This is a genomic window from Nocardia testacea NBRC 100365, from assembly GCF_000308775.1.
In the GTDB taxonomy this organism is placed as follows: Bacteria; Actinomycetota; Actinomycetes; order Mycobacteriales; family Mycobacteriaceae; genus Nocardia; species Nocardia testacea.
This window is the reverse complement of sequence record NZ_BAGJ01000112.1, coordinates 1-25,100: the sequence shown is the minus strand read 5'-3', so window position 1 is coordinate 25,100 and position 25,100 is coordinate 1. Positions and strand designations below refer to the sequence as shown.

The following is a 25,100-nucleotide window of genomic DNA, read 5'->3' as shown; positions in this document are numbered from 1 at the left end:
CTGTGGTATCTCGCCTCGAGGAGACGTCATGGGCATGGTTGTGAGGGTGTATCGGAAGGGTTCGTCCGCTCGCCGCTCACTGCGGTCCGATCAGCTGTCGCGCACGGTTTTTCACAGTAGTCTGGTAGCCGACCTGCTCGTTCGATGTGGTTCCGATGGCGACATCGCCGCGACTCGGTCTTCGTGGCGGCGGGGTCACCACCGTAATTCGCGTTCTTAAGCTTTGCTAAGTCTTTACCAATACCATAGCGATGGTTTGAAACTCGGCTCGTTGCTGTGCCGAAAACCTGCTCCACCGCGAGATGCCGGTTCGCGGTCTGTGCCCTGCTGGACATGTTGATCGTCAACCGACCTCGGCCCGTGCCGAGTCGGCGAAGGAGACCAATGGCAACCACAAGCGCGAATATCCATGCGTCACCGTCAGGATCGGGTTCGTCCGTATCCACGGCCGGGCCCGGATTCCGCTTACCGTCCCTGGACCCCGCGTCGATCCTGCGCCATGATGTCCCGGCCTCGATCGTTGTCTTCCTGGTCGCGCTACCCCTGTCCATCGGTATCGCGATCGCCTCCGGCGCCCCGGTGGCCGCCGGGCTCATCGCCGCCGTCCTCGGCGGTATCGTCGGCGGCGTCCTCGGCGGTTCCGCCCTGCAGGTGAGTGGTCCGGCGGCCGGTCTCACCGTGGTCGTCGCCGGGTCGATCCATCAATTCGGCTGGAGCGTAACGTGTTTCATTGTCGCCGCGGCCGGGGTGTTGCAGATCCTGTTCGGTTTGAGCCGGGTCGCCCGGGCGGCGCTCGCGGTGGCACCGGTGGTGGTGCACGCGATGCTCGCGGGCATCGGGATCACCATCGCGCTCCAGCAGGTCCATGTGCTGCTCGGTGGTGAATCCGGCAGTGCCGCATGGGATAACATCACCGACCTGGCGGGCCGGCTCGCCTCCGTGAACGGCCCCGCGGCGTTCCTCGGGGTGACCGTCATCGTCATCATGCTGAGCTGGAGTCGCCTGCCCGCGCGCGTCAAGGTGGTACCCGGGGCGCTGGTGGCCATCGTGGTGGCGACCGGGCTCTCGCTGGTGTTGCCGATGGACGTGAAACGGGTCGCGCTGGACGGGTCGCTGTTCGATGCGATCATGTTGCCCCAACTGCCGCACGGCAATTGGGCCGCGGTGGTCATGATGATCTTCACCGTGGCGCTGATCACCAGCGTGCAGAGTCTGCTGTCGGCTGTCGCGATCGACAAGATGCACTCCGGGCCGCGGACGGACTTCGATCGCGAGATGATCGGCCTGGGCTCGGCGAATGTGCTGTCCGGACTGCTCGGCGGTCTGCCCGTGGCCGGTGTCATCGTGCGTAGTTCCACCAATGTGGCCGCGGGTGCTCGCAGCCGGGCGTCGACGATTCTGCACGGTGTGTGGGTCCTGGTGTTCTCGGTGGCCCTGGTATCACTGGTGGAGCAGATCCCGCTCGCCGCCCTGGCGGGCCTGCTGATCGTCATCGGTATGCAGCTGGTCAAACTGGCGCATATCCGGCTCGCGCACCGCACCGGCGATCTGCTCGTCTACGTCGCCACCCTGGTCGCGGTGGTTTTCCTGAACCTGCTCGAGGGGGTCCTGATCGGTTTGGCGCTGGCCTTCGCGCTGCTGGTCTGGCGGGTCGTGCGGGTCGCCGTGACGGCGGAACGGATCGGCGGCACCGATCGCTGGCTCGTGCGAATCGACGGGTCCTGCACGTTCCTGTCGCTGCCGAAGCTGTCCACCACTTTCGCCGAGGTTCCGCAGGGGGCCGCGGTGACGGTGGAACTGACCGTGGACTTCCTCGACCACGCCGCCTATGACGCGATCACCGATTGGGCACGCCAGCACGAGAGCAATGGCGGCTCCGTGGATTTCGTGGAGATCGGTACCTCCCGGATGGCCGAGGTGCGGGATGCTCCGCCGTCGCGGAGTATGGGCCGGGTCGCGCTCGCCGATGTCCTCGGGCCGTGGCGGCTGCACCGCAACGGTTCGCCCAACGGATCCGGGCCCGGCGGTGACCCGCTGTCCAGCGGTATCGCCGCCTATCACCGCAGCCGTGCGCATGTGGTGCGGTCGCATCTGGACGAGCTGCGCGATGGGCAGGATCCCGATTCCTTCTTCCTGACCTGCTCGGATTCGCGGATCGTGCCGAACGTGATCACCCACAGCGGGCCGGGTGATCTGTTCACCGTCCGCAATGTGGGCAATCTGGTGCCCGAACAGGACGCCTCGGTGGAGGCGGCGCTGGTCTTCGCGCTGGAGAAGCTCAATGTGCGCTCCGTGGTGGTCTGCGGTCATTCGTGCTGCGGGGCGATGGGAGCCCTGCACTCGGGCGAGTCGGCGGGTCCGGGTATCGATCGGTGGCTCGAATACGGACAGCCGAGTCTGGAGCGCTACCGGGCCGGGCATGTGGTGGGTGCCGCGGCGGAAGCGGCCGGGTTCGGTCCCGTGGAGCAGCTGAGCATGGTGAATATCGCGGTGCAGCTGGAGAACCTGCGGCGGCATCAGTCGGTCCGGCGAGCGGTCGAGGAACGCGGGGTCACCGTTTCCGGACTGTTCTTCGATATCGCCAGTGCCCGGCTGATCGAGGTGAGTGAGGAGGGGATTGCTTCCATCGAGGACTCCGACGGGCTGCTGGCGCAATTGCAGCGGGAACCGGCATCGATGGGGACCACATGAGGAGGATTCCGGTCTGCGGTTGAATTGCGCTCCCTCGGTACGTGAACCGTTGATGCACAACTTGTTTCACTGTGATTCGAGTCATGAGGAGATCGAATGACAAGGTCGCGCGCGTTATCGCCAGTGATGGGGGTTCCTTCTCAGGCTTTGATAAGTCATTACCCTTACCATGTAAATGTTTTACCGCTCGGCCCGTTGGTGTGCCGAGTACCTACTTCACCGCGAGTTGCCGGTTCGCGGTCTGTGTTCCCCGTGGACACGTTGATCGTCAACCGACCTGGCCCGTGCCGAGTCGGCGAAGGAGAACGATGGGTACCCAGAGCACGAATTCCCCAGAGTCAGTTACTGGTTCGGGCCCGGACGGGCGCGAGCCCGCCGGGTCCGGGAGCAGACCCACCTCGGTCCGGCTGACCTCGATCCTGCGCCATGATGTTCCGGCGTCGATCGTTGTCTTCCTGGTCGCGCTACCCCTGTCCATCGGTATCGCGATCGCCTCCGGCGCCCCGGTGGCCGCCGGGCTCATCGCCGCGGTGATCGGCGGTGTGGTCGCCGGCGCACTCGGCGGCTCCGTCCTCCAGGTGAGCGGCCCGGCCGCGGGCCTCACCGTGATCGTCGCCGAATCGATCAACCAATTCGGCTGGCGTATAACGTGTTTCATTGTCGCGGCGGCCGGGGTATTGCAGATCCTGTTCGGTTTGAGCCGGATCGCCCGGGCGGCACTGGCGGTGGCGCCGGTGGTGGTACACGCCATGCTCGCCGGAATCGGTATCACCATCGCCCTGCAACAGCTACACGTACTGCTGGGTGGTGAATCCAACAGCACCGCGTGGACCAATATCACCGAGCTGCCCGCGCAGCTGGCCGCGCTGCACGGACCGGCCGTCTTGCTCGGCCTGGTCGTCATCGCCATCATGCTCGGCTGGAAGTATCTCCCCGAACGGATCAAAGTCGTCCCCGGCGCCTTGGCCGCGATCGTGGTGGCCACGCTGATCTCCCTGGTGCTCTCGCTCGATGTCAAGCGGGTCACCATCGACGGTTCGCTGTTCGATGCGATCGGGCTGCCCGAACTACCCCGCAGCGACTGGGCGGGGGTCGTGCTGATGATCCTGACCTTCGCGCTCATCGCCAGTGTGGAGAGCCTGCTGTCGGCCGTCGCGATCGACAAGATGCACACCGGGCCGCGGGCCGATTTCGACCGCGAGATGATCGGCCAGGGCTCGGCGAATGTCCTGTCCGGACTCCTCGGCGGCCTTCCTGTCACCGGCGTCATCGTGCGCAGTTCCACCAATGTGGCGGCCGGTGCCCGCAGCCGTGCCTCGGCAGTCCTGCACGGTGTCTGGCTGCTGGTCTTCTCGGTGGCCCTCGCGTCGCTGGTGGAGCAGATCCCGCTCGCCGCACTGGCCGGACTGCTGATCGTCATCGGTATGCAGCTGGTCAAACTGGCCCATATCCGGCTCGCCCACCGCACCGGCGATCTCCTCATCTACGCGGTGACTCTGGCCGCGGTGGTCTTCCTGAACCTGCTGGAAGGCGTGCTCATCGGTCTTGCGCTGGCCTTCGCACTGCTGCTCTGGCGGGTCGTCCGGGTCACGATCACCGCCGAACCGCTCGGCGGCACCGATCGCTGGCTCGTCCAGATCGACGGATCGTGCACGTTCCTGTCGCTGCCGAAACTGTCGTCCACCTTCGCGAAAGTCCCGCCGGGTATTCCGGTGACCGTGGAGATGACGGTCGACTTCCTCGACCACGCCGCCTACGACGCGATCACCGACTGGGCACGCCAGCACGAGGCCAACGGTGGCACCGTCGACTTCGTGGAGATCGGTACGGCCCGAATGGCGAACGTGGCGGTGGCGCCGCCCTCGCGCAGTATGGGCCGGGTCGCCCTCGACAGTGTCCTCGGGCCCTGGCGGGTGGACCGCAACGGTTCGTCGAACGGGTCCGGTGACAGTACCGACCCGCTGGTGAGCGGTATCGCCGCCTACCACCGCAGTCACGCGCATCTGGTACGGCCGCACCTGGACGAACTGCGCGACGGACAGGACCCCGACTCGTTCTTCCTGACCTGCTCGGATTCGCGGATCGTGCCCAACGTGATCACCAACAGCGGGCCGGGCGATCTGTTCACAGTCCGCAATGTCGGCAATCTGGTGCCCGAGCGCGGTGACGCCTCGGTGGAGGCGGCGCTGGTGTTCGCGCTGGAGAAACTGAACGTGCGCTCCGTGGTGGTCTGCGGCCACTCCTCGTGCGGGGCGATGGGCGCGCTGCATTCGGGTGAATCGGCGGGCCCCGGCATCGACCGGTGGCTCGAGTACGGACAGCCCAGCCTGGCGCGTTACCGGGCCGGCCATGCGGTGGGCCACGCGGCCGAGGCCGCGGGTTTCGGCCCGGTGGAACAGTTGAGCATGGTGAATATCGCGGTGCAGCTGGAGAACCTGCGGCGGCATCCGTCGGTGCGCCGGGCGATCGACGAACGCGGGGTCACCGTCTCCGGTCTGTTCTTCGATATCGCCAGCGCACGGGTCATCGAGGTCCGTCCCGACGGCATCGCCCCCATCGAGGACAACGACGAGTTATTGGCGCAGTTACAGAGAGAACCGGCGCAGTCCGCCCGGTGACACGCCGTACCGCGGCCCGCCCGGATGCTCCGGGCGGGCCGCGTCCGCGCTCGCCCCGCCTGCCGCCTCGTAGTCTGGTATCCGTGGAAAGTCGTTCCGATCCTGTCGCGGACCGTCCTGCGGCCGAGGCCGGTGAGCCGCCGGAGCCCCCCGAACCCGAGGACGGGCACCGGTCCGGACCGGCGTTCTGGCGCGCCTATCGGGATCGGATCGCGCGGCGCCCTACGCTCGATCTCGTCTACCGGGTCGGGGTGGCGGTCGTCGGCACCGCGGTGTTCGTCGTCGGGGTCGTCACCATCCCGTTCCCCGGGCCGGGCTGGGCACTGGTATTCGCCGGTATCGGCATCCTCGCCACCGAATTCGCGGTGGCGCGGCGCGCCCTGGTGTGGTTACGGGACAAGTACCGCCGCGGAATGGCCTGGTACATCTCCCGCGGGCCGATCGTGCAGGTGATCGCCTTCCTGGCGACCTGCGCGCTCGTCGTGGCCACCCTGTGGGTACTGGGAACGTTCGGATTGGTCGGTGACTGGATCGGAGTCGATTGGCAGTGGTTGCGCAGCCCCCTGATGTCGTGAAGCCGGTGAGCGGCCGGATGCTCGGCGACGAATCGTGGCTGGCGGCTCGAATAGCCGAGCTCGGCGCGTCCTGGCGGACCGACTCGATACGGGTCGGCGCGACACTCTGGTGGTGCATGACCGCCTCGGCGCTGGTCGAGCAGGTGGTGCGGGCACTCGCGGAGCAGCGTCCGATACCGGCGCCCACCCTGGACCGGCTCGCGCTCACACTGCGCGCCGACGGGTCGGTCGAACGGGTCGGGATCCAGGCGCCCGGGCCGGATACGGCAGGCGCGACACCGGGTCGCCTACCGGCCGCGGACTCCGCGCCCGAGGCCACCGAGGCCGATATCGCGGTGGCCGTGCGGGAGACCCTCACCACGGTGATCGGCCGTCTCGCCGCCGTGTCGGGTGTCCGGGAACCGGCGCTGTGGGCGGTCGTCACCGATGTGGTGGCCGGCTGGGCCCTCGACGCCGGGCAACCCCTGATCGGCCGGCGGCTGGCCGAGGCGGTCGGCACGGCCCTGCCCGAACCGCGTTTCGTCGAGGTCGCGGGGCGCACCTTCGTCCGCCGTGCCTCCTGCTGCCTGGTGTACGAGGCGCCGGGGTGCGAGAAATGCGTGAGTTGCCCCAAGCGCCGCCCCCGCGAGCGCGAAGCGCTGCTCGCGGACCATGCGCGGCAGGGGTGAGGAGCCGGTCCGGCGGCGCGGCGAGGGCCCTGTGGGTGTTCGCGCGGGGACGGCGTGCGACCTCGCCCGGTCCATCGACACGCGTTCCCGGCTGTGCCGATAGCATGGTCGCGGCCGGGCTGTGCCCGGTCACCGACAGACGGATCGAGCCGTCACCGCACCGGAACGAGCCGGAGTGAGGCGGGCGATCCGTTGCCCGCACGAGCCGGACCGTAACCGGCCACCGATACCCGAGGAGAGCGCCACCGTGACCACCACAGCCCCCCGCAGCCCAGCCACCCTCGTCCGGGTGCCTGCCGGGACGACGGCGGGTGCCGCGGTGCGCGAGGCGGGCCTGCCGGCCAAGGGCCCCGATACCGTTGTCGTCGTCCGCGACGCCGCGGGACAGTTGCGCGACCTCTCCTGGACCCCGGAACTCGATACCGAGGTCACCCCGGTCGCCGCGAACACCGAGGACGGTCGCAGCGTGATCCGCCATTCCGCCGCCCATGTGCTGGCCCAGGCGGTGCAGCAGGAGTTCCCCGAGGCCGTGCTGGGGATCGGCCCGCCCATCAAGGACGGTTTCTACTACGACTTCCGGGTCGAGCGCCCGTTCACCCCCGAGGATCTCGCCAGGCTGGAATCCCGGATGAAGAAGATCGTCAAGGGCGCACAGCGGTTCTCGCGCCGGGTGGTCGAGGTGGACCAGGCGCGGATCGAACTGGCGAAGGAGCCGTTCAAACTCGAGCTGATCGGCGACAAATCCGGCATCGACGATCCGGAGATCATGGAGGTCGGCGGTAACGAGCTGACCATCTACGACAATCTCGACCCGCGGACCGGGGAACGGGTGTGGGGCGATCTGTGCCGGGGCCCGCACATCCCCACCACCAAGTTCATTCCCGCCTTCAAACTGACCCGCAGTTCGGCCGCGTACTGGCGCGGTGACCAGAACCGCGAGGGCCTGCAGCGCATCTACGGCACCGCCTGGGAATCGACCGAGGCGCAGGACGAATACCTGCATATGCTCGCCGAGGCCGAGAAGCGCGACCATCGCAAACTGGGGCTGGAACTCGATCTGTTCTCCTTCCCGGACGAGCTGGGCTCGGGTCTGCCCGTGTTCCATCCCAAGGGCGGCATCATCCGCAAGGAGATGGAGGACTACTCGCGCGCCCAGCATGTGGCGGCGGGTTACGAGTTCGTCAACACCCCGCACATCACCAAGGCGCATCTGTTCGAGACCTCCAAGCACCTGGAGTGGTACGCCGACGGTATGTACCCGCCCATGCACCTCGATGCCGAACTCAACGAGGACGGCACGGTGCGCAAACCGGGGCAGGACTACTACCTCAAGCCGATGAACTGCCCGATGCACAACCTGATCTACCGGTCCCGCGGCCGGTCCTACCGGGAACTGCCGCTGCGGCTGTTCGAATTCGGCTCGGTGTACCGGTACGAGAAGTCCGGGGTCGTGCACGGCCTGACCCGGGCCCGCGGTTTCACCCAGGACGACGCGCATCTCTACTGCACCCAGGAGCAGGTGGTCGAGGAACTGACCGGCACCCTGCGGTTCGTGCTGGACCTGCTGAAGGCCTACGGTCTCGAAGATTTCTACCTGGAGCTGTCCACCAAGGATCCGGACAAGTACGTCGGCTCCGACGAACTGTGGGACGAGGCCACCGAGACCCTGCGCCAGGTGGGGGAGGCCTCCGGCCTGGAGCTGGTGCCCGATCCCGGCGGCGCTGCCTTCTACGGTCCGAAGATCTCGGTGCAGACCCGCGACGCGCTCGGCCGCAACTGGCAGATGTCGACCATTCAGCTGGATTTCTTCGAGCCGGATCTTTTCGAGCTCGAGTACACCGCCTCCGACGGCACCAAGAAGCGGCCGGTGATGATCCACCGCGCGCTGTTCGGTTCGATCGAACGCTTCTTCGGCGTGCTCACCGAGCACTACGCCGGCGCCTTCCCGGCCTGGCTGGCGCCGGTGCAGGTGGTCGGCATCCCGGTCGCCGATACCTTCATCCCACATCTGGACGCGGTGGTGAACCGGCTGCGGGCGGTGGGGGTCCGGGCCGAGGTCGATCGCGGTGACGATCGGATGCAGAAGAAGATCTTCAATCACACCGCGCAGAAGGTGCCGTTCATGCTGCTGGCCGGCGCGCGGGACGTCGAGGCCGGCGCGGTGAGCTTCCGGTTCCGGGACGGCACCCAGGTGAACGGGGTGCCGGTGGACGACGCGGTGCGTGTGGTCGCGGAGTGGATCCGCCGCCGCGACAACTCCTCGCCCACCGCGGAAACGGTTCGCGCCCTGGTGGACAGCGAAGGCGGTGCGCCCGAGTGATACCGGGTCCGTCCGGGCGGGGAAAGGTATGGAGCATGAGTGAGCGCACGGCGCCGGACGAACTGACCGAGGAATCCGGCGCGGCCGAGGAGCGGTCCGGCGAGATCGTGGATCGCGGTGCGGGCGAGCCGGACCGGTTGCAGCGGTTGTGGACGCCGTATCGGATGTCCTATATCGCGGAGGCCGCCACCACCGCCCCCAAGGGGGCGACCGGGCATCCGTTCACCGATATCCCCACCATGTCCGACGAGGACGGTCTGGTCATCGCCCGCGGTGAGCAGGTGTACGCGGTGCTGAATCTCTACCCCTACAACCCGGGGCACATGATGGTGGTGCCCTATCGCCGGGTCGCGAACCTGGAGGATCTCACCGCCGCCGAATCCGCCGAACTGATGGAGTTCACGCAGCGGGCCATCCGGACGATGAAGAAGGTGTCCCGGCCGCACGGCTTCAACGTGGGGCTCAACCTGGGTGGTGTCGCGGGCGGTTCGCTCGCCGACCATCTGCACCAGCACATCGTGCCGCGCTGGGGTGGGGACGCGAACTTCATCACCGTGATCGGTGGTGCGAAGGTAATGCCGCAGCTGCTGCGCGAGACCCGGGCGCTGCTCGCGTCGGCCTGGGAGGAGGCGTAGATGAGCGACGCCGTGCTACGCGCGCTCGCCGCAGCCGGACGGGTACGGGTGACCCGCCGGGCAGAGCAGGAGGGGTAGGTGCTGAGCATCTTCGGCCGGGCGACCTTCGCCAAGGCCACCGCGCCGCTGGGTAGGGCACTGGTCGGCACCGGCCTCACTCCCGACGCGGTCACCCTCATCGGTACCGCCGCCTCGATCGCCGCCGCGGTCACGCTGTTCCCCACCGGGCATCTGTTCTGGGGGACCATGCTCATCTGGTTGTTCGTCATGTTCGACATGCTCGACGGCGCGATGGCCCGGGCCCGCGGCGGTGGGACCCGCTACGGGGCGGTTCTCGACGCGACCTGCGACCGCGTGGCCGACGGCGCCATCTTCGGTGCGCTGGCCTGGTGGGCTGTCTACCACGAACAGAGCAAACCACTCTTCGTGGCCACCCTGGTCGTCCTGGTGACCTCGCAGGTCATCTCCTACGCGAAGGCCCGGGCCGAGGCCAGCGGGCTGTCCGCCGACGGGGGACTGATCGAACGCCCGGACCGGCTGGTGATCGTGCTGGTGGGTGCCGGGCTCACCGGGATCGGCGGGTACTGGGGGATCGAATGGCTCACCTGGGCCGTGCATGTGGCGATGTGGATCCTCGCCGTACTCAGCATCGTGACGGTGGGTCAGCGGGTGCTGGCCGTGCGCAATTCGCCCGGTGCCCGTGAGATCCTGGGCGCCGCGAACAATGGAACGGAGCAACCGTCGTGAGCGGGTGGCGGGCGAACCTGAGCGACCGCGGATACGCCGCGGGCTGGCGGCTGGTGCGCGCCCTTCCGGAGCGTATGGCGCGCACCGTGTTCGACCGGGGCGCGGATTTCGCGGCCCGCAAGGGTGGACCGGTCCAGTTGCGGCGCAACCTGGCCCGGGTGGTCGGGGTGCCCGCGGAGGCCGTATCCGACGAACTCGTGCGGGCGAGTATGCGTTCCTACGCCCGCTACTGGCGGGAGGCTTTCCGGCTGCCGACGATGGATCATGCCGAACTGGTGGAGTCGGGCCGGATCGTGGTGATCGGCCGCGAACACCTGGATGCCGCGCTGGCCCGTGGTCGCGGCGTGGTGTTCGTCCTGCCGCATTCGGGCAACTGGGATATGGCCGGTACGTGGCTGGTCCAGAACTACGGCACCTTCACCACCGTGGCCGAGCGGCTGAAACCGGAATCGCTGTTCGAACGGTTCGTCGCCTACCGGGAGAGTCTGGGCTTCGAGGTGTTCCCGCTGACCGGGGGCGAGCAGCCGCCGTTCACCGCGCTGGCGCAGCGGTTGCGCGACAACAAGATCGTCTGCCTGATGGGGGAGCGCGACCTCACCGGTCGCGGTGTCCCGGTCACCTTCTTCGGCGAACGCACCTGGATGCCCGCCGGAGCGGCCGCGCTCGCCGTGGAAACCGGTGCCGCGCTCATGCCGGTACACGTCTCGTTCACCGTGGACGACCGCGGCCGTGAGGGCTGGGTCGTCCGCACCCGGGAACCACTGGATGTCACCGCCGGTGTCGCGGCCGCGACCCAGGCGCTGGCGGATTGTTTCGCCGCCGGGATCGCCGAGCACCCGGCCGACTGGCATATGTTGCAGCCGCTGTGGGAAACGGATCTGTCCGAGGCCCGGCTGGACCGCATCCACGCCGAACAGGCGCGGCGCGAAACCTATTCGATCGAAGCCGGTGGAGACCGCGCCCCATGAGAATCGGCATGGTCTGTCCCTACTCGTTCGACGTGCCGGGGGGTGTGCAGGCGCATGTGGTGGAGCTGGCGCAGGTCTTCCTGGAGCGCGGGCACAAGGTGAGTGTGCTGGCGCCGGCCGCCGAGACGACCGAGCTCCCGGATTTCGTCGTCTCCGCCGGGCGCGCGGTGGCGATCCCGTACAACGGTTCGGTGGCCCGGCTCTCCTTCGGGCCGACCGCCTACACCCGGATCCGCCGCTGGATCGAGAGCAATGAGTTCGATGTCCTGCACATCCACGAACCCAATGCGCCCAGCCTGTCCATGCTGGCTCTGAAGATCGCCGAGGGCCCGATCGTGGCCACCTTCCACACCTCGACGACGAAATCCCTGGTATTGGCCACATTCCAGGGTGTGCTGCGGCCCTATCACGAGAAGATCAGTGGCCGGATCGCGGTTTCGGAACTGGCCCGCCGCTGGCAGGTGGAGGCACTCGGTTCCGATGCGGTGGAGATCCCGAACGGGGTCGATGTGCAGGCGTTCGCCCGCGCGCCGCGGCTGCCCGGCTACCCGCGCCCGGGCGGTACCGTCCTGTTCCTCGGACGCTACGACGAGCCGCGCAAGGGCATGCAGGTGCTGCTGGGGGCGCTGCCGGCCCTGGTCGCCCGGCATCCCGAGGTGGAGGTCCTGGTCGTCGGCCGCGGCGACGAGGACCGGCTGCGCCGGGAGGCCGGCCCGCTGGCCCGGCACCTGCGCTTCCTCGGCCAGGTCTCGGACGCGGAGAAGGCCTCGGCCATGCGCAGCGCCGATGTCTATGTGGCGCCGAATCTGGGCGGGGAGAGTTTCGGGATCATCCTCATCGAGGCCATGGCCGCCGGGACCGCCGTGGTGGCCAGTGAACTGGATGCCTTCCGACGGGTCCTGCGCGACGGCGCCGCCGGGCTGCTGGTGCCGATCGGTGATGCGGCGGCCCTGGCCGATGCCCTGGACACGATGCTCACCGACGAGTCCCGGCGCAGCGAACTGGTGCGCACGGCGACCCAGGTGGTGGGCACCTACGACTGGCCGGTGGTGGCCGAACAGATCCTGCGGGTCTACGAAACCGTGGTGGTGGGCGATCTGCGGGTCCGGGTGGCCGGATGATCACTTTCTCCGCGACCACGGTTCTCGTTCTCGCGCTGGTCGCCGCTCTCGTGGTCGCACTCGGGGTGTGGGCCTATTCCACCGCGAACCGGCTCGACCGCCTGCATGTGCGCACCGATCTGGCCTGGCATGCGCTGGAGGCGGCGCTGGCCCGCCGGGCCGTGGTGGCCCGGGCGGTGGCGACTTCGCTGTCCGGTGCGGACCCGGAGCCCGATACGGCCGAGTCCGCCCGGCGGCTCACCGCACTGGCCGACCGCGCCGAACGTACCGGCCGCGAAGACCGGGAAACCGTGGAGAACCAGCTGGCGGCCGCCCTGTCGGCCGTCGATATCGCCCGGCTGCCCACCCAGCAGGTCGCCGAACTGGCCGATGCCGAGGCCCGGGTGCTGATCGCCCGTCGGTTCCACAACGACGCCGTACGCGACACGCTGGCGCTGCGGACCCGTCGCCCGGTGCGCTGGCTGCACCTCGGCGGTACCGCGCCCACGCCGACCTATTTCGAGATCGCCGAACGGGCCACCCCCGCGGCTTCGACCGGGCTGGAGGTCGACACCACGCGGGTCTCGGCACGGGTGGCCCTGCTCGACGAACAGGATCGCATCCTGCTCATGCGCGGCCACGATCCGCTCGCCCCGGAGGTGTCGTTCTGGTTCACCGTCGGCGGCGGGGTGGAGCCGGGGGAGAGTCTGCGCGAAGCCGCGGTGCGCGAGGTGTACGAGGAAACCGGGCTCACCGCCGATCCGGCCGCCCTGCGCGGCCCGATCTGGCGGCGGGTGGCGGTCTTCCCGTTCAACGGTGATCTGATCCGCTCCGAGGAGCTGTTCTTCGCGCTGCGGGTACCGCGGTTCGAACCCGAAGCCGCCGATTTCACCTATGTGGAGCAGCGCTCCATCACCGGGAACCAGTGGTGCGGCCCGGACGAGATCCGGGCGCACGTCGCCGCAGGTGAGATGGTGTATCCCTACCAGCTGGACGAACTGCTCGCGGAAGCCGCGGCGGCGGCCGACGCCGCGGACGATCCGGAGGTCCGCTCCATCCGGTGAATGTGACCGGGCTCACTGGCGTGATAGGGTCGCAGACGGTTTGACACGCCGAGGATGTGTCGATTCGGTGTGTGGAGGTGAATACGTGTCCTACATCCTGTTCGATTACCTGTTGCCTATTCTGGGCCCCGGCGCCGCCGAATACTGGGCGAAGCTGCTGGTGGTCGATCCGATCTGAATCGGTTCGTAGTGTCCCGCCGGGCCGGTGTCACACCGGTCCGGCGGCGTCGTTTTCCGGTCCAGTATCCCGAGGCCGCTGCAAAATCGCAGGTGGATGCCAGTCCAGTGTGCGTCAACTGGCTATGAAGCCGGTTTGTCGCCCCACCTAGAATCGTGGTGTTCATCGACGATCCACCTGGCAACAGACACAGGAGCTGCCGTGACCACGCCCGAGACCACCCAGACCCCCGACGCGACCCGCGAGGCCGGTACCGCCCGCGTGAAGCGCGGTATGGCCGAGATGCTCAAGGGCGGGGTGATCATGGATGTCGTCACCCCGGAGCAGGCCAAGATCGCCGAGGACGCCGGTGCGGTCGCGGTCATGGCGCTCGAGCGGGTGCCGGCCGATATCCGTGCCCAGGGCGGGGTGTCCCGGATGAGCGACCCGGACATGATCGACGGGATCATCGAAGCGGTCTCCATCCCGGTGATGGCCAAGGCCCGGATCGGGCATTTCGTCGAAGCCCAGGTGCTCCAGAGCCTCGGGGTCGACTACATCGACGAATCCGAGGTCCTCACCCCGGCCGACTACGCCAACCACATCGACAAGTGGAACTTCACGGTGCCGTTCGTCTGCGGCGCCACCAATCTCGGTGAGGCACTGCGCCGGATCACCGAGGGCGCGGCCATGATCCGCTCCAAGGGCGAGGCCGGCACCGGCGACGTGTCCAACGCCACCACCCATATGCGCAAGATCCGGCAGGAGATCACCCGGCTGACGTCGCTGCCCACCGACGAACTGTTCGTCGCCGCCAAAGAACTCCAGGCGCCCTACGAACTGGTCAAGGAGATCGCCGAGACCGGCAAACTGCCCGTCGTGCTGTTCACCGCCGGCGGTATCGCCACCCCGGCCGACGCGGCCATGATGATGCAGCTCGGGGCCGAGGGCGTTTTCGTCGGATCGGGCATCTTCAAATCCGGTAACCCGGCCCAGCGCGCGAGCGCGATCGTCAAGGCGACCACGTTCTACGACGACCCCGATGTGCTCGCCAAGGTGTCGCGCGGGCTGGGCGAGGCGATGGTCGGCATCAATGTGGACGAGATCCCGCAGCCGCACCGGCTGGCCGAACGCGGGTGGTGATCGGCGCGCGGAACCGCGGCCACACCGCACCGCCCGGGTGCCGGGCGGGTGCCGGCGGCAGCGATCCGGTGCCGCCGCGCGGCGGCGCTTCACGCTCGGCCCGGTAGCGCGGCGCGGATGGAACTGCGGCAGCTGCGGTATTTCGTCGTCCTCGCCGAGGAACTGCATTTCGGTCGCGCCGCCGACCGCTTGTTCATCACCACACCCACCCTCAGCCAGCAGCTGAAGGTCCTGGAACGGGAACTCGGCACCCCGCTGGTGCTGCGTGGCCGCCGGACCGAATTGACTCCGGCCGGAGCGGCACTGCTGGCGTCGGGTCGTGAGGTGTTGCGCGCCGCCGACGAGGCGGTCCGGTCGGCCCGGCGCGCGGGCGGGGTCGACGATCCGCGCCTGCGCCTCGGGCTCGTCAACGGCGCACCGCCCTGGCTTCCCACCCGGATCGGCGAACTGGCCGGGGCCGCGGTTCCGGGTGCCCGGACGGTGCTGACCGGCGGTACCACCGCCGAACAGGCCGCGCTGCTGGCCGCGGGCGCGGTGGATCTGGCGCTGTTGCGGGCACCGGTTCAGTTGCCTGCCGCCTTCGGCCGGCGCCCCGTGGCTGCCGAGGAACTCGGGGTCCTCATGTCGGCCGGCCATCCGCTCGCCGTCACCGCGACCCTGACTCCGGAGGATCTGGACGGGCACGAACTCATTCTCTTTCCGCGCGACGTGGCTCCCGGGCTCTACGACCGCCTGCTCGACGAGTTCCGCGCGCGAGGCGTGCGGATGCGGCTCAGCGACAGTGTGCTCGGCCATGCCCAGATGGTGTCGGTGCTGCCGTCTCGTGACGATGTGGTGGGGGTGGGGTCGCTGCGGGCACGACGCCCGGGCTTGGTCTGGCGTGCCTTCCCGGGTGATCCCCTGATCGTCACCTACGTCGCGGCCTGGCCGCGCGACAGTCGCCATCCGGTGCTGCGGGGCGTGCTCGCGACGCTGCCCGCCGGTGTGCTCACCGGACCCGGGGAAGTCTGAACCGCCTTCCGCGAGGGGGCGCACAGGCGCCCTCAACTACCCTCAACTGCGGTGTTCGCCGGAACCGAACAGTGGTGTGTGAGTACCACATGGACCGGGGATCTCGGCGGTGGTCGACTGGCGCCATGACAGCAGATACCACGGCGGCCGAACGGGTCGTCATCATCGGTGGCAGCTCCGGAATGGGACTCGCCCTCGCCCGGGAACTCGTCGGCACGGGTGCCGAGGTGGTGATCGCCGGCCGGTCCGCCGACCGGCTCGCGACGGCGTCGGCCACGCTGCCCGCCGGGCCCGGCGCGGTGCGCACCCGGCAGGTCGACATCACCCGGGAATCCGAGGTCGAGACGCTGTTCGCCGACCTCGGCCGGATCGACCACGCGATCGTCACCGCCGCCGATGTGCGGGGCATGTACGCGCCCATCCGATCCTTCGAACCCGCGGCGACCCGGGCTCTCGTCGATACGAAACTCTTCGGTCCCGCACTGGTCGCCAAGTACGCCGATTTCGGACCGGGTGGTTCGCTCGTGCTGACCTCGGGTATCGCCGCCTATCGGCCGGGCCCGGGTTCGGCGCTGGTCGCCGCCGTCAACGGCGGCGTGGCCTCGCTGGCCTACGCGCTGGCCCTCGAACTCGCGCCGACCCGCGTCAATGTGATTTCGCCCGGGTGGGTGGACACGCCGATCTGGGAGTCGATCGATGGTGGTGACCCGGTGCAGCGGCAGCGGGACATGGCGGCGCGGCTACCGGTGGGCCGGATCGGGCGGCCCGGCGATATCGCGGCCGCGATACTCGCGCTCATGCGCAACCCGTTCGTCACCGGCACCGTGCTGCACGCGGACGGCGGCCACCGGCTGGTCTGATGTGTCGGCCGCGGCTGCGGCGAGGAGGCCCGTTTCGTGCCGGCGCGACCGGCGCGGAGCGGCGCCCGGCCCGACGAGACCCCGCCGGGCGGCAGGTCGTGCTCGCCGGGATGTATTCACAGAGGAGATCGAGATCGCCTCGTCGCTCGTCGGTATCCGGCGTGAACCGGCCGATCGGCCGGTTGCCGCTCGGTCAGCCGGTGCCGGTGCGCAGGGCAGGGCGGTCGGGGTGGTCCCAGCGCACGAAGTACTCCGCTGTCCCGCCGTGTTCTCGATCGTGGGCGAGCAGTGCCGGCACGGTCCAGGCCTCGTCGTCCGGGACGCCGCGGGTGAGCGCGGCCGCGCTGAGGTCGAGGTGGACGGCCCGGTCGAAGTCCAGGCCGCGACCCAGCAGCATGGGGCCCGCCACGAACAGCACGGTCCCGGGCAGCGCGGTGCGCCGGCGGGCCCGCGCGGAGCGATCGGCGGCCTCGTCCCACAGCGCGGGCAGCCACGTACCGGTGTCGCGCACCGCGTCGAGTACTTCGCGCCGCAGCGCCGAATAGTCGAACCAGCCGGTGCGATAGGAGTTCTCGTCGCGGCCGAACTCCATCCGCAGCGAGGCGGGCCGGACGTAATCGTGCAGCGACACCGTTTCGGCGGGCCGGCCGTCGGCCCGCACCCATTCGGCGACGCGACCCGCGAACGCGAGCGGGCGCGCCGCGTCGGCGCCGTCGACACCGACCACCCGGTACCCGTCCAGCGTCCGCAGCTCCCGGGTCAGTAGTTCGGCGAGAGCGTCCGGGGTGGTCGGAGTGAAACGCGGCACCGGACCATCACAGCAGGTCCGGTGGAACGGTCGGTGACGGGGATTACCGGTGACCGGATCGTGGGAGAACCGGGGGTTCGGGATAATCTCGGCGGATGGCGACTATCGAAGAGGCACTGGAGATCGAACGCCTCGAGCGGGACATCTTCCGCGGCGCGTCCACCAAGACCCAGCTGCCGCGTACGTTCGGCGGCCAGGTGGCGGGCCAGGCGCTGGTGTCGGCGGTGCGCACGGTGGAGCCGCGGTTCCAGGTGCATTCCCTGCACGGCTACTTCCTGCGGCCCGGTAATCCGGGGGCGCCCACCGTCTACCTGGTGGACCGTATCCGCGACGGTCGCTCCTTCTGCACCCGCCGGGTCACCGGGGTCCAGGACGGCGACGCGATATTCACCATGTCGGCGTCCTTCCACCTCGGTGACGAGGGCCCGTCGCACCAGGACGAGATGGCCGAGGTGGAACCGCCGGACGATCTTCCCGATGCCGCGACCAGCATGGATCCCGAGCGGCTGTGGGCCATGCGGGAATGGGAGCACTGGGATATCCGGCCCGTGCCGCCGGAGCGGGTGACCCAACGACCCGGGGTCGTCTCCCCGCAGCAGGTGTGGTTCCGCTACCGGCATCCGCTGCCCGACGATCCGCTGTTCCATGTGTGCACGCTGGCCTATATGAGCGATATGACGCTGCTCGGCTCCTCCAAGGTCACCCATCCCGACGAGCCCACCCAGAACGCTTCGCTCGACCACGCGATGTGGTTCCTGCGGCCGTTCCGCACCGACGACTGGCTGCTCTACGACCAGTCGTCGCCGTCGGCCGGGTTCGGCCGCGCGCTGACCGGCGGCAAGATCTTCGACCGGAGCGGCCGGCTGGTCGCCGCCGTGGTCCAGGAGGGACTGATCCGGACCCTGCGTTCCTAGCCGGGGCAGCTCCGGCGCGCTCCGGCACCGGCGTGAGCCCGGGCACACCGGTTCGGCTCGTAAGCTCGCACAGGTGAACGAGTCTGCGATCGCTTCGGAACCAGCGGCCCCGCCGGCGACCGGTGCCGTGCCCGACCGGCCCACCATCGGGGTACTGGCCCTGCAGGGTGACGTCCGGGAACATATCGCGGCGCTCGCCGAATGCGGGGCGCGGCCGGTTCTGGTCCGCCGGCCCGCCGAACTGGCCGCCGTCGACGCGCTGGTGTTGCCCGGTGGGGAATCCACCGCGATCAGCAAATTGCTCGAGATCTTCGAACTGCTCGAACCGTTGCGCGCGCGGCTGCGCGCCGGGATGCCGGCGTTCGGATCGTGTGCCGGGATGATCCTGCTGGCGAGCGAGGTGCTCGACACCCGGCCCGACGCGAAGCATCTCGACGGAATAGATATGACCGTGCGCCGCAACGCTTTCGGTCGTCAGGTCGACTCCTTCGAAACCGATATCGACTTCGCCGGGCTGTCCGGCGACCCGGTCCGGGCGGTCTTCATTCGCGCGCCGTGGGTCGAACGTGCCGGTGACAGTGTGGAGGTACTGGCCCGGGTCCCGAGCGGTCCGGCCGCCGGCCGGATCGTCGCCGTCCGGCAGGGCCGCGTACTGGCCACGGCCTTCCACCCGGAAGTCACCGGTGATCACCGTGTGCACCGAATGTTCGTCGATCTGGTCCGTGGCGTAGCGTTGTCGACCGATACCGTGCCATCGACCTGAAGGAAGTAGGGAATGAGCGGCCACTCCAAATGGGCCACCACCAAGCACAAGAAGGCGGCGATCGATGCTAAGCGTGGCAAGCTCTTCGCCAAGCTGATCAAGAACATCGAGGTGGCGGCCCGGACCGGCGGTGGCGATCCGGAAGGCAACCCGACGTTGTTCGACGCCATCCAGAAGGCCAAGAAATCGTCGGTTCCCAACGACAATATCGAGCGGGCACGTAAACGCGGCGGTGGCGAGGAAGCCGGCGGCGCCGACTGGCAGACCATCATGTACGAGGGCTACGGGCCCAACGGTGTCGCTGTCCTGATCGAATGCCTCACCGACAACCGCAACCGGGCTGCCGGTGAGGTCCGCGTCGCCATGACCCGCAACGGCGGGAACATGGCCGATCCGGGGTCGGTGTCCTACCTGTTCCACCGCAAGGGCATCGTCACCCTGGAGAAGAACGGGCTGTCCGAGGACGATGTGCTGCTGGCGGTGCTGGACGCCGGCGCCGAGGAGGTCAACGACCTCGGTGAATCGTTCGAGATCATCAGCGAGCCCGGTGATCTGATCGAGGTCCGCAAGGCGCTGCAGTCGGCCGATATCGACTACGACTCCGCCGAATCCGGGTTCCAGCCGTCGGTGAGCGTCGCGGTCGACGCGGACGGCGCCCGCAAGGTGTTCAAACTGGTCGACGCGCTGGAGGACAGTGACGACGTCCAGAACGTGTACACCAATGTCGATATCTCCGACGAGGTACTGGCCGAACTGGACGCCGACTGACTAACCGGCGAGGCCGGCGTAGTAGCTCCGCAGGGCGGGGTAGTAGTCGTCGAAATCGGGGCGTCGCGCATCCGTGCGCGACGCCCCGAGCATGTCCAGGTAGTAATCCCAGCCCGGCCCGATCTCGGGCAGCTGGTCGGGCGCGACCAGGTGGTGGACGAAGACGAGTTCGGTCTGCCCGTCGTGTTCGGTGAGCGTGACCTCGAGATGCCAGCTGCCGTGCTCGTCGACGGCGCGCAGAGCGAGGCGATACGGCGGCTCGCACGCGTCGACGGTGTACTCGCTCCACGGTTGCCCCTCCTCGTAGGACAACCGCACCTGTATCGTCCGGCCCGGTCCGGGCTCGCCCTGCCACGGCCCGAACCAGCGGGCGGTGCGTTCGGATTCGGTGATACTGGCCCAGACGTCGGTGATGGGCGCGCGATAGGTCCGGGTGAGGACCAGATCGTGTCCGGCCGGTGTGTTCTCCAGACGGCCGGTGGGGCGGATGGTCATGCCGAGTTCTCCTCGTTGTCGGAAGTTTCCGGGGCGCCCGGAGGCGGCGGTCCGGGATGTGGCCGGGCGGCGGTGGCCCTGCGCTCGCGCCGGGTCCGGTGGACTTCGGTGGCGAGCGCGTCCAGCCGGTGCTCCCACGCCGCCGGCTCGTCCAGGGCGGCGAGCCAGGTGCGCAACTCACGCAGTGGTGCGGTGTCCAGGGCGTAGTAACGCTGCCGTCCCACCAGTTCGTCGCGGACCAGGCCGCTGTCGCGGAGCACCCGCAGATGCCGGCTGATCGCGGGCCGGCTGATCGGGAAGCGGGCGGCGATCGCGCCCGCGGTGTGCCGGCTGCCGCGCAGCATCTCCAGGATTTCCCGCCGTACCGGGTCGGCCACTGCCGCCGCCACCTCGTCCACCCGAAAAGCGTAACTAGTTGGTTACGCTTTTGTCCACCGGTCCGGCGGTGGACCCCGCCGCGCAGCCGATCGGCACCGGTCGCGCGGCGCCGGACCCGCAGGTCTCGATCGGGGGAGGGCGGGCGTGCCACCGGGGGCGGAGCGGCGGCCGGCGGCACAATGGCGGCATGGTCGCTGTGACTCTCGTGCACGGGGATATCACCGAGCAGCAGGTCGACGCGGTGGTCAATGCCGCCAACTCGGAACTGCTCGGCGGCGGAGGCGTGGACGGTGCGATACACCGGCGCGGAGGACCGGCGATCCTGGCCGAGTGCCGGCGGCTACGGGAGACCGACTATCCCCGCGGACTGCCCACCGGGCAGGCGGTGGCGACCACGGCCGGCGACCTGCCGGCCCGGTGGGTCATCCACACGGTCGGCCCGGTGTGGTCGGCCCGCGGCGACCGCGCGGCGCAACTCGCGCCGCTGCTGGCTTCCTGCTACCGCGAATCGCTACGGGTCGCGGACGAACTGGGCGCGCGCACGGTCGCGTTCCCGGCGATCTCCACCGGTGTGTACCGCTGGCCGATGGAGGACGCGGCCCGGATCGCGCTCGATACCGTCCGCGCTGCCGACACCCGGGTCGAGGAAGTGCGGTTCGTGCTGTACGACGCCGCCGCGTACGACATCTTCGCAGCGCAGCAGGCCCGCTGAGCGCCCGCCGAGCCGGGCTCGTGTCCCTGGCGCCGAGATACCCGGTCCTGCACTAGACTTCGAACAACTGTTCGTTCTGGGAAGGGATTCGTCGGTGCGGGTGATGGGCGTCGACCCCGGGCTCACCCGGTGTGGGGTGAGCATGGTCGAAGGGGGTGCGGGGCGCACCGTGCGGGCGATCGCGGTGGAGGTGGTCCGTACCCCGGCCGAGATGGACCTGGCCCAGCGGTTGCTGCGGATCTCCGATGCCGCCGAGGGATGGATGGAAGCCCACCGGCCCGAGGTGGTGGCGATCGAGCGGGTGTTCGCACAGCACAATGTGCGCACCGCCATGGGTACCGCGCAGGCGGGCGGGGTCATCGCCCTGGCGGCCGCGCGCCGCGATATCCCGGTCATGTTCCATACTCCCAGTGAGGTGAAGGCGGCCGTCACCGGTAACGGCGGCGCGGACAAGAAACAGGTGACCGCCATGGTCACCCGAATTCTCGGGCTCGCGGCTCCGCCGAAACCGGCCGATGCCGCCGACGCGCTGGCGCTCGCCATCTGTCATTGCTGGCGGGCGCCGCTGCTGGAGCGGATGGCCCGGGCCGAAGCCCTCGCCGAACGGGCCCGGCAGCAGTACACACAACGACTGGAACAGCAGCGGAAGGCGGTACGCGGGTGATCGCGTCCATACGCGGCGAAGTCCTCGAACTCGCCCTCGATCACGTGGTGCTGGAGGCATCGGGTGTCGGGTATCAGCTCAATGCCACCCCCGCGACTCTGGCCGGGCTCACCCGTGGGGCGGAGGCCACGCTGTTCACCGCACTGATCGTGCGGGAGGATTCGATGACCCTCTACGGATTCGCCGACACCGAGTCGCGTGATCTGTTCGGCCTGTTGCAGACCGTATCCGGGGTGGGTCCGCGGCTGGCCATGGCGGTGCTGGCGGTGCTGGAACCCGAGGCGCTGCGCAAGGCACTGGCCGCCGGCGATATCGCGGCGCTCACCCGGGTGCCCGGGATCGGTAAACGCGGTGCCGAGCGGATGGTCGTGGAACTGCGGGACAAGGTGAACCTGGTGCCGGTGCCGGCGGGGAGCGCGTCCGCCGCCGCGCCCCTCCGTACCCCCGTTCGCGACCAGGTCGTGGAGGCGCTCACCGGCCTCGGGTTCGGCCTCAAACAGGCCGAACCGGCCGTGGACGCGGTGCTGGCCGAGAACCCCGACGCCGGCAATTCGGCCGCGCTGCGCGCCGCGCTCGGGATGCTGGGCAGGAACCGCTAGGCCGCGATGGAATACGACGACCACGTCACCCCGGAATCACCGGTCAGTGCCGGCTACCTGGCCTCCGACGGGGACACCGACTCCGGACTGCGCCCCACCTCGCTCGACGGTTTCATCGGTCAGCCGCGGGTACGCGAACAGCTCACCCTGGTGCTGCGCGGCGCCCGGGCGCGGGGCGGTACACCCGACCACATCCTGCTGTCGGGCCCACCGGGGCTGGGCAAGACGAGTCTGGCGATGATCATCGCCACCGAACTGGGTACCGCGTTGCGCATCACCTCCGGTCCGGCCCTGGAGCGCGCGGGTGATCTGGCCGCCATGCTCAGCAATCTGGTCGCCGGAGACGTGTTGTTCATCGACGAGATCCACCGGATGGCCCGGCCTGCCGAGGAGATGCTGTATCTGGCCATGGAGGATTTCCGGGTCGACGTGGTGGTCGGCAAGGGGCCGGGCGCGACCTCGATTCCGCTCGATATCGCCCCGTTCACCCTGGTGGGTGCCACCACCCGCGCGGGCGCGCTCACCGGCCCGCTCCGCGACCGGTTCGGCTTCACCGGGCATATGGACTTCTACGAACCCGATGAACTGCTGCTCATCCTGCAGCGCTCCGCGCAGATCCTCGGCGTGCGCATCGACACCGACGCCGCCGCCGAGATCGCGGGCCGTTCCCGGGGGACGCCCCGTATCGCCAACCGGCTGCTGCGCCGGGTACGCGACTACGCGGAGGTCCGGGCCGACGGCCTGATCACCCTCGCGGTCGCGCGGGCCGCGCTCGAGGTCTACGACGTCGACCCGATGGGGCTGGACCGGCTCGATCGCGCGGTGCTGGGCGCCCTCGTCCGGGGCTTCGGCGGGGGGCCGGTGGGCGTATCGACGCTGGCGGTGGCGGTCGGTGAGGAACCGGCCACGGTCGAAGAGGTATGCGAACCGTTCCTGGTGCGGGCCGGAATGGTCGCGCGGACGCCGCGCGGCCGGGTGGCGACCGCGGCCGCCTGGGCGCATCTCGGCCTGACACCGCCCCCGGACCTGGCGTTCGGGGCACTCGAGGTACGCGGCCGCGAACCGCATCCGACACTCGACCTGTTCGACTGAGCGCCGTCCGCCCGGCCGGTGCGCGGGTGACCGATGCGCCGGGTCAGAACCCGAACCGGCGGCGCACCCGTTCGAGGAACTCGTCCACCTGATCGGGGTGGTAGCCGCGCCCGAAAATGCCCGGGGCGGGGCGGACACCGCGGCCGAGGTGTTCGGAAGTGAGTGTCGCCCGCCCGGCCAGGGCGGCCGCGACAAGGTCCAGCAGTTCGTCGACATCCTGCTCCCGATAGCCGCGGCGGCCGAACGGCGCACGCGCGAAAGTGATCTGGTGAACTTCCTCGGGAGTCATCGGTCGATTATCGCCGGGCCGGCCGTTGCCCGCCGGGGGTCGGCCGGAGGGTGAGATGTGCCACCGGCCCGGCACCGGCGCCACCCGGACACCGCGTGTTCGGGCGTGCGGGTGTGGCGCGGATCCGAAGAACTGGCAGACTGTGTGCGTACCTGTCCCCCTCCCCACCCAGATCAGGAACTGACTTCGACCATGGATCTGCTGTTTCCGCTCATACTGGTCGCGCTGCTCGTGCCGATGTTCCTGGGCATGCGCCGCCAGAAGAAAGAGGCCGACAAAGTCGCCCAGATGCAGGACAGTCTGAAGGTCGGTGACCGGGTCACCACCACCTCGGGCCTGTACGGCACCGTGGTCGAGGCCGACGACACCAGTGTCGATCTCGAGATCGCCGAGGATGTCGTGACCACCTGGCTGCGTGCGGCCATCCGCGAGGTGCGCGTCGATGACACCGACGCCGAAACCGCCGATGACAGCACCGAGGGCGCCGAGTCGACCGACTCCGCCGACGCCCCCGCCGCCGAGGAGACCCCGGAGCAGACCGAAACCCGGCTGACCAAGGACTGATCACCACGGCCCGGCCACCGGAACCGGATATCCCGGGCAACCGGTGGTATAGGCATGTGCCGTGGCCGTTCCACCCAGAACTTCCGCCTAGGAGATGACGACCTGTGCCACCGTCCCAGGGATCGGCGCACCAATTCCGCTGGCTCGCCTTGTTCGGCGTGCTGGTGGCCGCGATCTACGCGCTGGTGTTCTTCACCGGTGACAAGTCACCGACACCCAAACTCGGCATCGACCTACAGGGTGGTACCCGGGTCACCCTGACCGCGCGAACGCCCGACGGGAACCGGCCCAGCAAGGACAGTCTCGCCAAGGCGCAGGAGATCATCGAGAACCGGGTCAACGGTCTCGGCGTCTCCGGATCAGAGGTCGTGATCGACGGGGACAACCTGGTCATCACGGTCCCGGGGGAGGACAGCCAGCAGGCCCGCACCCTCGCCAGCACCGCCAAGCTCTACATCCGGCCGGTCCTGAAGTACAACCCGGCCCCGAGCGCGCAG

The 25,100-nt window shown here is 69.1% G+C and carries 25 protein-coding genes and 1 pseudogene; 22 read left to right on the top strand and 4 right to left on the bottom strand.

Annotated features, from left to right (window positions below; genetic code table 11):
* The first annotated feature begins 384 nt into the window (after positions 1 to 384).
* The 13 genes from ON38_RS16200 (at position 385) to ON38_RS16140 (ending at position 16,557) form a co-directional block, all read left to right on the top strand.
* Positions 385 to 2,691 (top strand): SulP family inorganic anion transporter, encoded by a 2,307-nt coding sequence (locus ON38_RS16200; protein WP_039825636.1) that lies wholly within the window; start codon positions 385 to 387, stop codon positions 2,689 to 2,691.
* 308 nt (positions 2,692 to 2,999) lie between these two features.
* Entirely contained in the window at positions 3,000 to 5,309 is a 2,310-nt protein-coding gene (locus ON38_RS16195; RefSeq protein ID WP_039825635.1) for a SulP family inorganic anion transporter, read from the top strand.
* Positions 5,310 to 5,518: 209 nt separating this feature from the next.
* Positions 5,519 to 5,884, top strand: coding sequence for a TIGR02611 family protein (locus ON38_RS16190; protein WP_051164863.1), 366 nt, complete (start codon positions 5,519 to 5,521; stop codon positions 5,882 to 5,884).
* Complete coding sequence (locus ON38_RS16185) at positions 5,881 to 6,552, top strand: (2Fe-2S)-binding protein (RefSeq protein ID WP_245564065.1); 672 nt, start codon at positions 5,881 to 5,883, stop codon at positions 6,550 to 6,552. Before ON38_RS16190 ends, ON38_RS16185 begins: the two co-directional genes overlap by 4 nt.
* Positions 6,553 to 6,799: 247 nt before the next feature.
* A complete protein-coding gene (thrS, locus tag ON38_RS16180) occupies positions 6,800 to 8,872 on the top strand; it encodes a threonine--tRNA ligase (RefSeq protein ID WP_039825634.1) in 2,073 nt (690 codons plus the stop codon).
* 35 nt (positions 8,873 to 8,907) lie between these two features.
* The gene (locus ON38_RS16175) at positions 8,908 to 9,507 is read left to right on the top strand and encodes an ATP adenylyltransferase (RefSeq protein WP_051164862.1); all 600 of its coding nucleotides are present in this window, start codon (positions 8,908 to 8,910) and stop codon (positions 9,505 to 9,507) included.
* Positions 9,508 to 9,585: 78 nt separating this feature from the next.
* Complete coding sequence (pgsA, locus tag ON38_RS16170) at positions 9,586 to 10,254, top strand: phosphatidylinositol phosphate synthase (protein ID WP_039825633.1); 669 nt, start codon at positions 9,586 to 9,588, stop codon at positions 10,252 to 10,254.
* Positions 10,251 to 11,222, top strand: coding sequence for a phosphatidylinositol mannoside acyltransferase (locus ON38_RS16165; RefSeq protein WP_039825632.1), 972 nt, complete (start codon positions 10,251 to 10,253; stop codon positions 11,220 to 11,222). Before pgsA ends, ON38_RS16165 begins: the two co-directional genes overlap by 4 nt.
* The gene (locus tag ON38_RS16160; RefSeq protein ID WP_039825631.1) at positions 11,219 to 12,343 is read left to right on the top strand and encodes a glycosyltransferase family 4 protein; all 1,125 of its coding nucleotides are present in this window, start codon (positions 11,219 to 11,221) and stop codon (positions 12,341 to 12,343) included. Before ON38_RS16165 ends, ON38_RS16160 begins: the two co-directional genes overlap by 4 nt.
* Complete coding sequence (locus tag ON38_RS16155) at positions 12,343 to 13,386, top strand: NUDIX domain-containing protein (RefSeq protein ID WP_039825649.1); 1,044 nt, start codon at positions 12,343 to 12,345, stop codon at positions 13,384 to 13,386. Before ON38_RS16160 ends, ON38_RS16155 begins: the two co-directional genes overlap by 1 nt.
* Before the next feature lie 379 nt (positions 13,387 to 13,765).
* On the top strand, positions 13,766 to 14,686 hold the full coding sequence (pdxS, locus tag ON38_RS16150) for a pyridoxal 5'-phosphate synthase lyase subunit PdxS (RefSeq protein WP_083872722.1): 921 nt from the start codon (positions 13,766 to 13,768) through the stop codon (positions 14,684 to 14,686).
* A 117-nt stretch (positions 14,687 to 14,803) separates the two neighbouring features.
* Entirely contained in the window at positions 14,804 to 15,697 is an 894-nt protein-coding gene (locus ON38_RS16145) for a LysR family transcriptional regulator (RefSeq protein WP_051164861.1), read from the top strand.
* 125 nt (positions 15,698 to 15,822) lie between these two features.
* Positions 15,823 to 16,557, top strand: a complete 735-nt coding sequence (locus ON38_RS16140; protein ID WP_039825630.1) for an SDR family oxidoreductase — start codon at positions 15,823 to 15,825, stop codon at positions 16,555 to 16,557.
* A gap of 193 nt (positions 16,558 to 16,750) precedes the next feature.
* On the opposite strand, the gene ON38_RS16135 is transcribed toward ON38_RS16140, so the two are convergent.
* Entirely contained in the window at positions 16,751 to 17,365 is a 615-nt protein-coding gene (locus ON38_RS16135) for a nucleoside/nucleotide kinase family protein (protein ID WP_039825629.1), read from the bottom strand.
* Between the two features lie 95 nt (positions 17,366 to 17,460).
* Between ON38_RS16135 and ON38_RS16130 the strand changes: the two genes are divergently transcribed.
* The 3 genes from ON38_RS16130 to ON38_RS16120 all read left to right on the top strand — a co-directional run bounded on the left by ON38_RS16130 (position 17,461) and on the right by ON38_RS16120 (position 19,810).
* Complete coding sequence (locus tag ON38_RS16130; protein ID WP_039825628.1) at positions 17,461 to 18,279, top strand: acyl-CoA thioesterase; 819 nt, start codon at positions 17,461 to 17,463, stop codon at positions 18,277 to 18,279.
* Between the two features lie 127 nt (positions 18,280 to 18,406).
* Positions 18,407 to 19,042 (top strand): pyridoxal 5'-phosphate synthase glutaminase subunit PdxT, encoded by a 636-nt coding sequence (gene pdxT / locus ON38_RS16125; RefSeq protein ID WP_039825646.1) that lies wholly within the window; start codon positions 18,407 to 18,409, stop codon positions 19,040 to 19,042.
* Between the two features lie 12 nt (positions 19,043 to 19,054).
* Positions 19,055 to 19,810, top strand: a complete 756-nt coding sequence (locus ON38_RS16120; RefSeq protein WP_039825627.1) for a YebC/PmpR family DNA-binding transcriptional regulator — start codon at positions 19,055 to 19,057, stop codon at positions 19,808 to 19,810.
* On the opposite strand, the gene ON38_RS16115 is transcribed toward ON38_RS16120, so the two are convergent.
* The gene (locus ON38_RS16115; protein ID WP_039825626.1) at positions 19,811 to 20,305 is read right to left on the bottom strand and encodes an SRPBCC family protein; all 495 of its coding nucleotides are present in this window, start codon (positions 20,303 to 20,305) and stop codon (positions 19,811 to 19,813) included.
* Positions 20,302 to 20,703, bottom strand: a complete 402-nt coding sequence (locus ON38_RS16110; RefSeq protein WP_051164860.1) for a metalloregulator ArsR/SmtB family transcription factor — start codon at positions 20,701 to 20,703, stop codon at positions 20,302 to 20,304. The genes ON38_RS16115 and ON38_RS16110 overlap by 4 nt, the downstream gene beginning before the upstream one ends.
* Positions 20,704 to 20,870: 167 nt before the next feature.
* On the opposite strand from ON38_RS16110, the gene ON38_RS16105 reads away from it, so the two are divergent.
* The 4 genes from ON38_RS16105 to ruvB all read left to right on the top strand — a co-directional run bounded on the left by ON38_RS16105 (position 20,871) and on the right by ruvB (position 23,750).
* Positions 20,871 to 21,395, top strand: a complete 525-nt coding sequence (locus tag ON38_RS16105) for an O-acetyl-ADP-ribose deacetylase (protein ID WP_039825644.1) — start codon at positions 20,871 to 20,873, stop codon at positions 21,393 to 21,395.
* A 94-nt stretch (positions 21,396 to 21,489) separates the two neighbouring features.
* Complete coding sequence (ruvC, locus tag ON38_RS16100) at positions 21,490 to 22,059, top strand: crossover junction endodeoxyribonuclease RuvC (RefSeq protein WP_039825625.1); 570 nt, start codon at positions 21,490 to 21,492, stop codon at positions 22,057 to 22,059.
* Positions 22,056 to 22,658 carry a Holliday junction branch migration protein RuvA gene (gene ruvA / locus ON38_RS16095; RefSeq protein WP_039825624.1) on the top strand — a complete coding sequence of 201 codons (603 nt, stop codon included), beginning with the start codon at positions 22,056 to 22,058 and terminating at the stop codon, positions 22,656 to 22,658. Before ruvC ends, ruvA begins: the two co-directional genes overlap by 4 nt.
* 6 nt (positions 22,659 to 22,664) lie before the next feature.
* A complete protein-coding gene (ruvB, locus tag ON38_RS16090) occupies positions 22,665 to 23,750 on the top strand; it encodes a Holliday junction branch migration DNA helicase RuvB (RefSeq protein WP_039825623.1) in 1,086 nt (361 codons plus the stop codon).
* A gap of 43 nt (positions 23,751 to 23,793) precedes the next feature.
* Here the strand turns inward: ruvB and ON38_RS16085 are convergent, their stop codons facing one another.
* Positions 23,794 to 24,039, bottom strand: a complete 246-nt coding sequence (locus ON38_RS16085; RefSeq protein ID WP_051164859.1) for a DivIVA domain-containing protein — start codon at positions 24,037 to 24,039, stop codon at positions 23,794 to 23,796.
* Between the two features lie 192 nt (positions 24,040 to 24,231).
* Here ON38_RS16085 and yajC point away from each other — a divergent pair, with 192 nt between their 5' ends.
* Both yajC and ON38_RS16075 read left to right on the top strand, forming a co-directional pair.
* Entirely contained in the window at positions 24,232 to 24,603 is a 372-nt protein-coding gene (gene yajC / locus ON38_RS16080; RefSeq protein WP_039825622.1) for a preprotein translocase subunit YajC, read from the top strand.
* Positions 24,604 to 24,707: 104 nt separating this feature from the next.
* Positions 24,708 to 25,100: pseudogene (locus ON38_RS16075) on the top strand (protein translocase subunit SecD); the annotation flags it as partial.

Excerpts from the sequence above, each read along its gene's own strand:
- ON38_RS16145 (WP_051164861.1), top strand. The coding sequence starts at position 14,804 with ATGGAACTGCGGCAGCTGCGGTATTTCGTCGTCCTCGCCGAGGAACTG.
- ruvB (WP_039825623.1), top strand. The coding sequence starts at position 22,665 with ATGGAATACGACGACCACGTCACCCCGGAATCACCGGTCAGTGCCGGC.
- ON38_RS16115 (WP_039825626.1), bottom strand. The coding sequence starts at position 20,305 with ATGACCATCCGCCCCACCGGCCGTCTGGAGAACACACCGGCCGGACAC.
- ON38_RS16140 (WP_039825630.1), top strand. The coding sequence starts at position 15,823 with ATGACAGCAGATACCACGGCGGCCGAACGGGTCGTCATCATCGGTGGC.
- ON38_RS16200 (WP_039825636.1), top strand. The coding sequence starts at position 385 with ATGGCAACCACAAGCGCGAATATCCATGCGTCACCGTCAGGATCGGGT.
- ON38_RS16120 (WP_039825627.1), top strand. The coding sequence starts at position 19,055 with ATGAGCGGCCACTCCAAATGGGCCACCACCAAGCACAAGAAGGCGGCG.
- ON38_RS16130 (WP_039825628.1), top strand. The coding sequence starts at position 17,461 with ATGGCGACTATCGAAGAGGCACTGGAGATCGAACGCCTCGAGCGGGAC.
- yajC (WP_039825622.1), top strand. The coding sequence starts at position 24,232 with ATGGATCTGCTGTTTCCGCTCATACTGGTCGCGCTGCTCGTGCCGATG.
- ON38_RS16085 (WP_051164859.1), bottom strand. The coding sequence starts at position 24,039 with ATGACTCCCGAGGAAGTTCACCAGATCACTTTCGCGCGTGCGCCGTTC.
- ON38_RS16195 (WP_039825635.1), top strand. The coding sequence starts at position 3,000 with ATGGGTACCCAGAGCACGAATTCCCCAGAGTCAGTTACTGGTTCGGGC.
- ON38_RS16175 (WP_051164862.1), top strand. The coding sequence starts at position 8,908 with ATGAGTGAGCGCACGGCGCCGGACGAACTGACCGAGGAATCCGGCGCG.
- ON38_RS16160 (WP_039825631.1), top strand. The coding sequence starts at position 11,219 with ATGAGAATCGGCATGGTCTGTCCCTACTCGTTCGACGTGCCGGGGGGT.
- ON38_RS16105 (WP_039825644.1), top strand. The coding sequence starts at position 20,871 with ATGGTCGCTGTGACTCTCGTGCACGGGGATATCACCGAGCAGCAGGTC.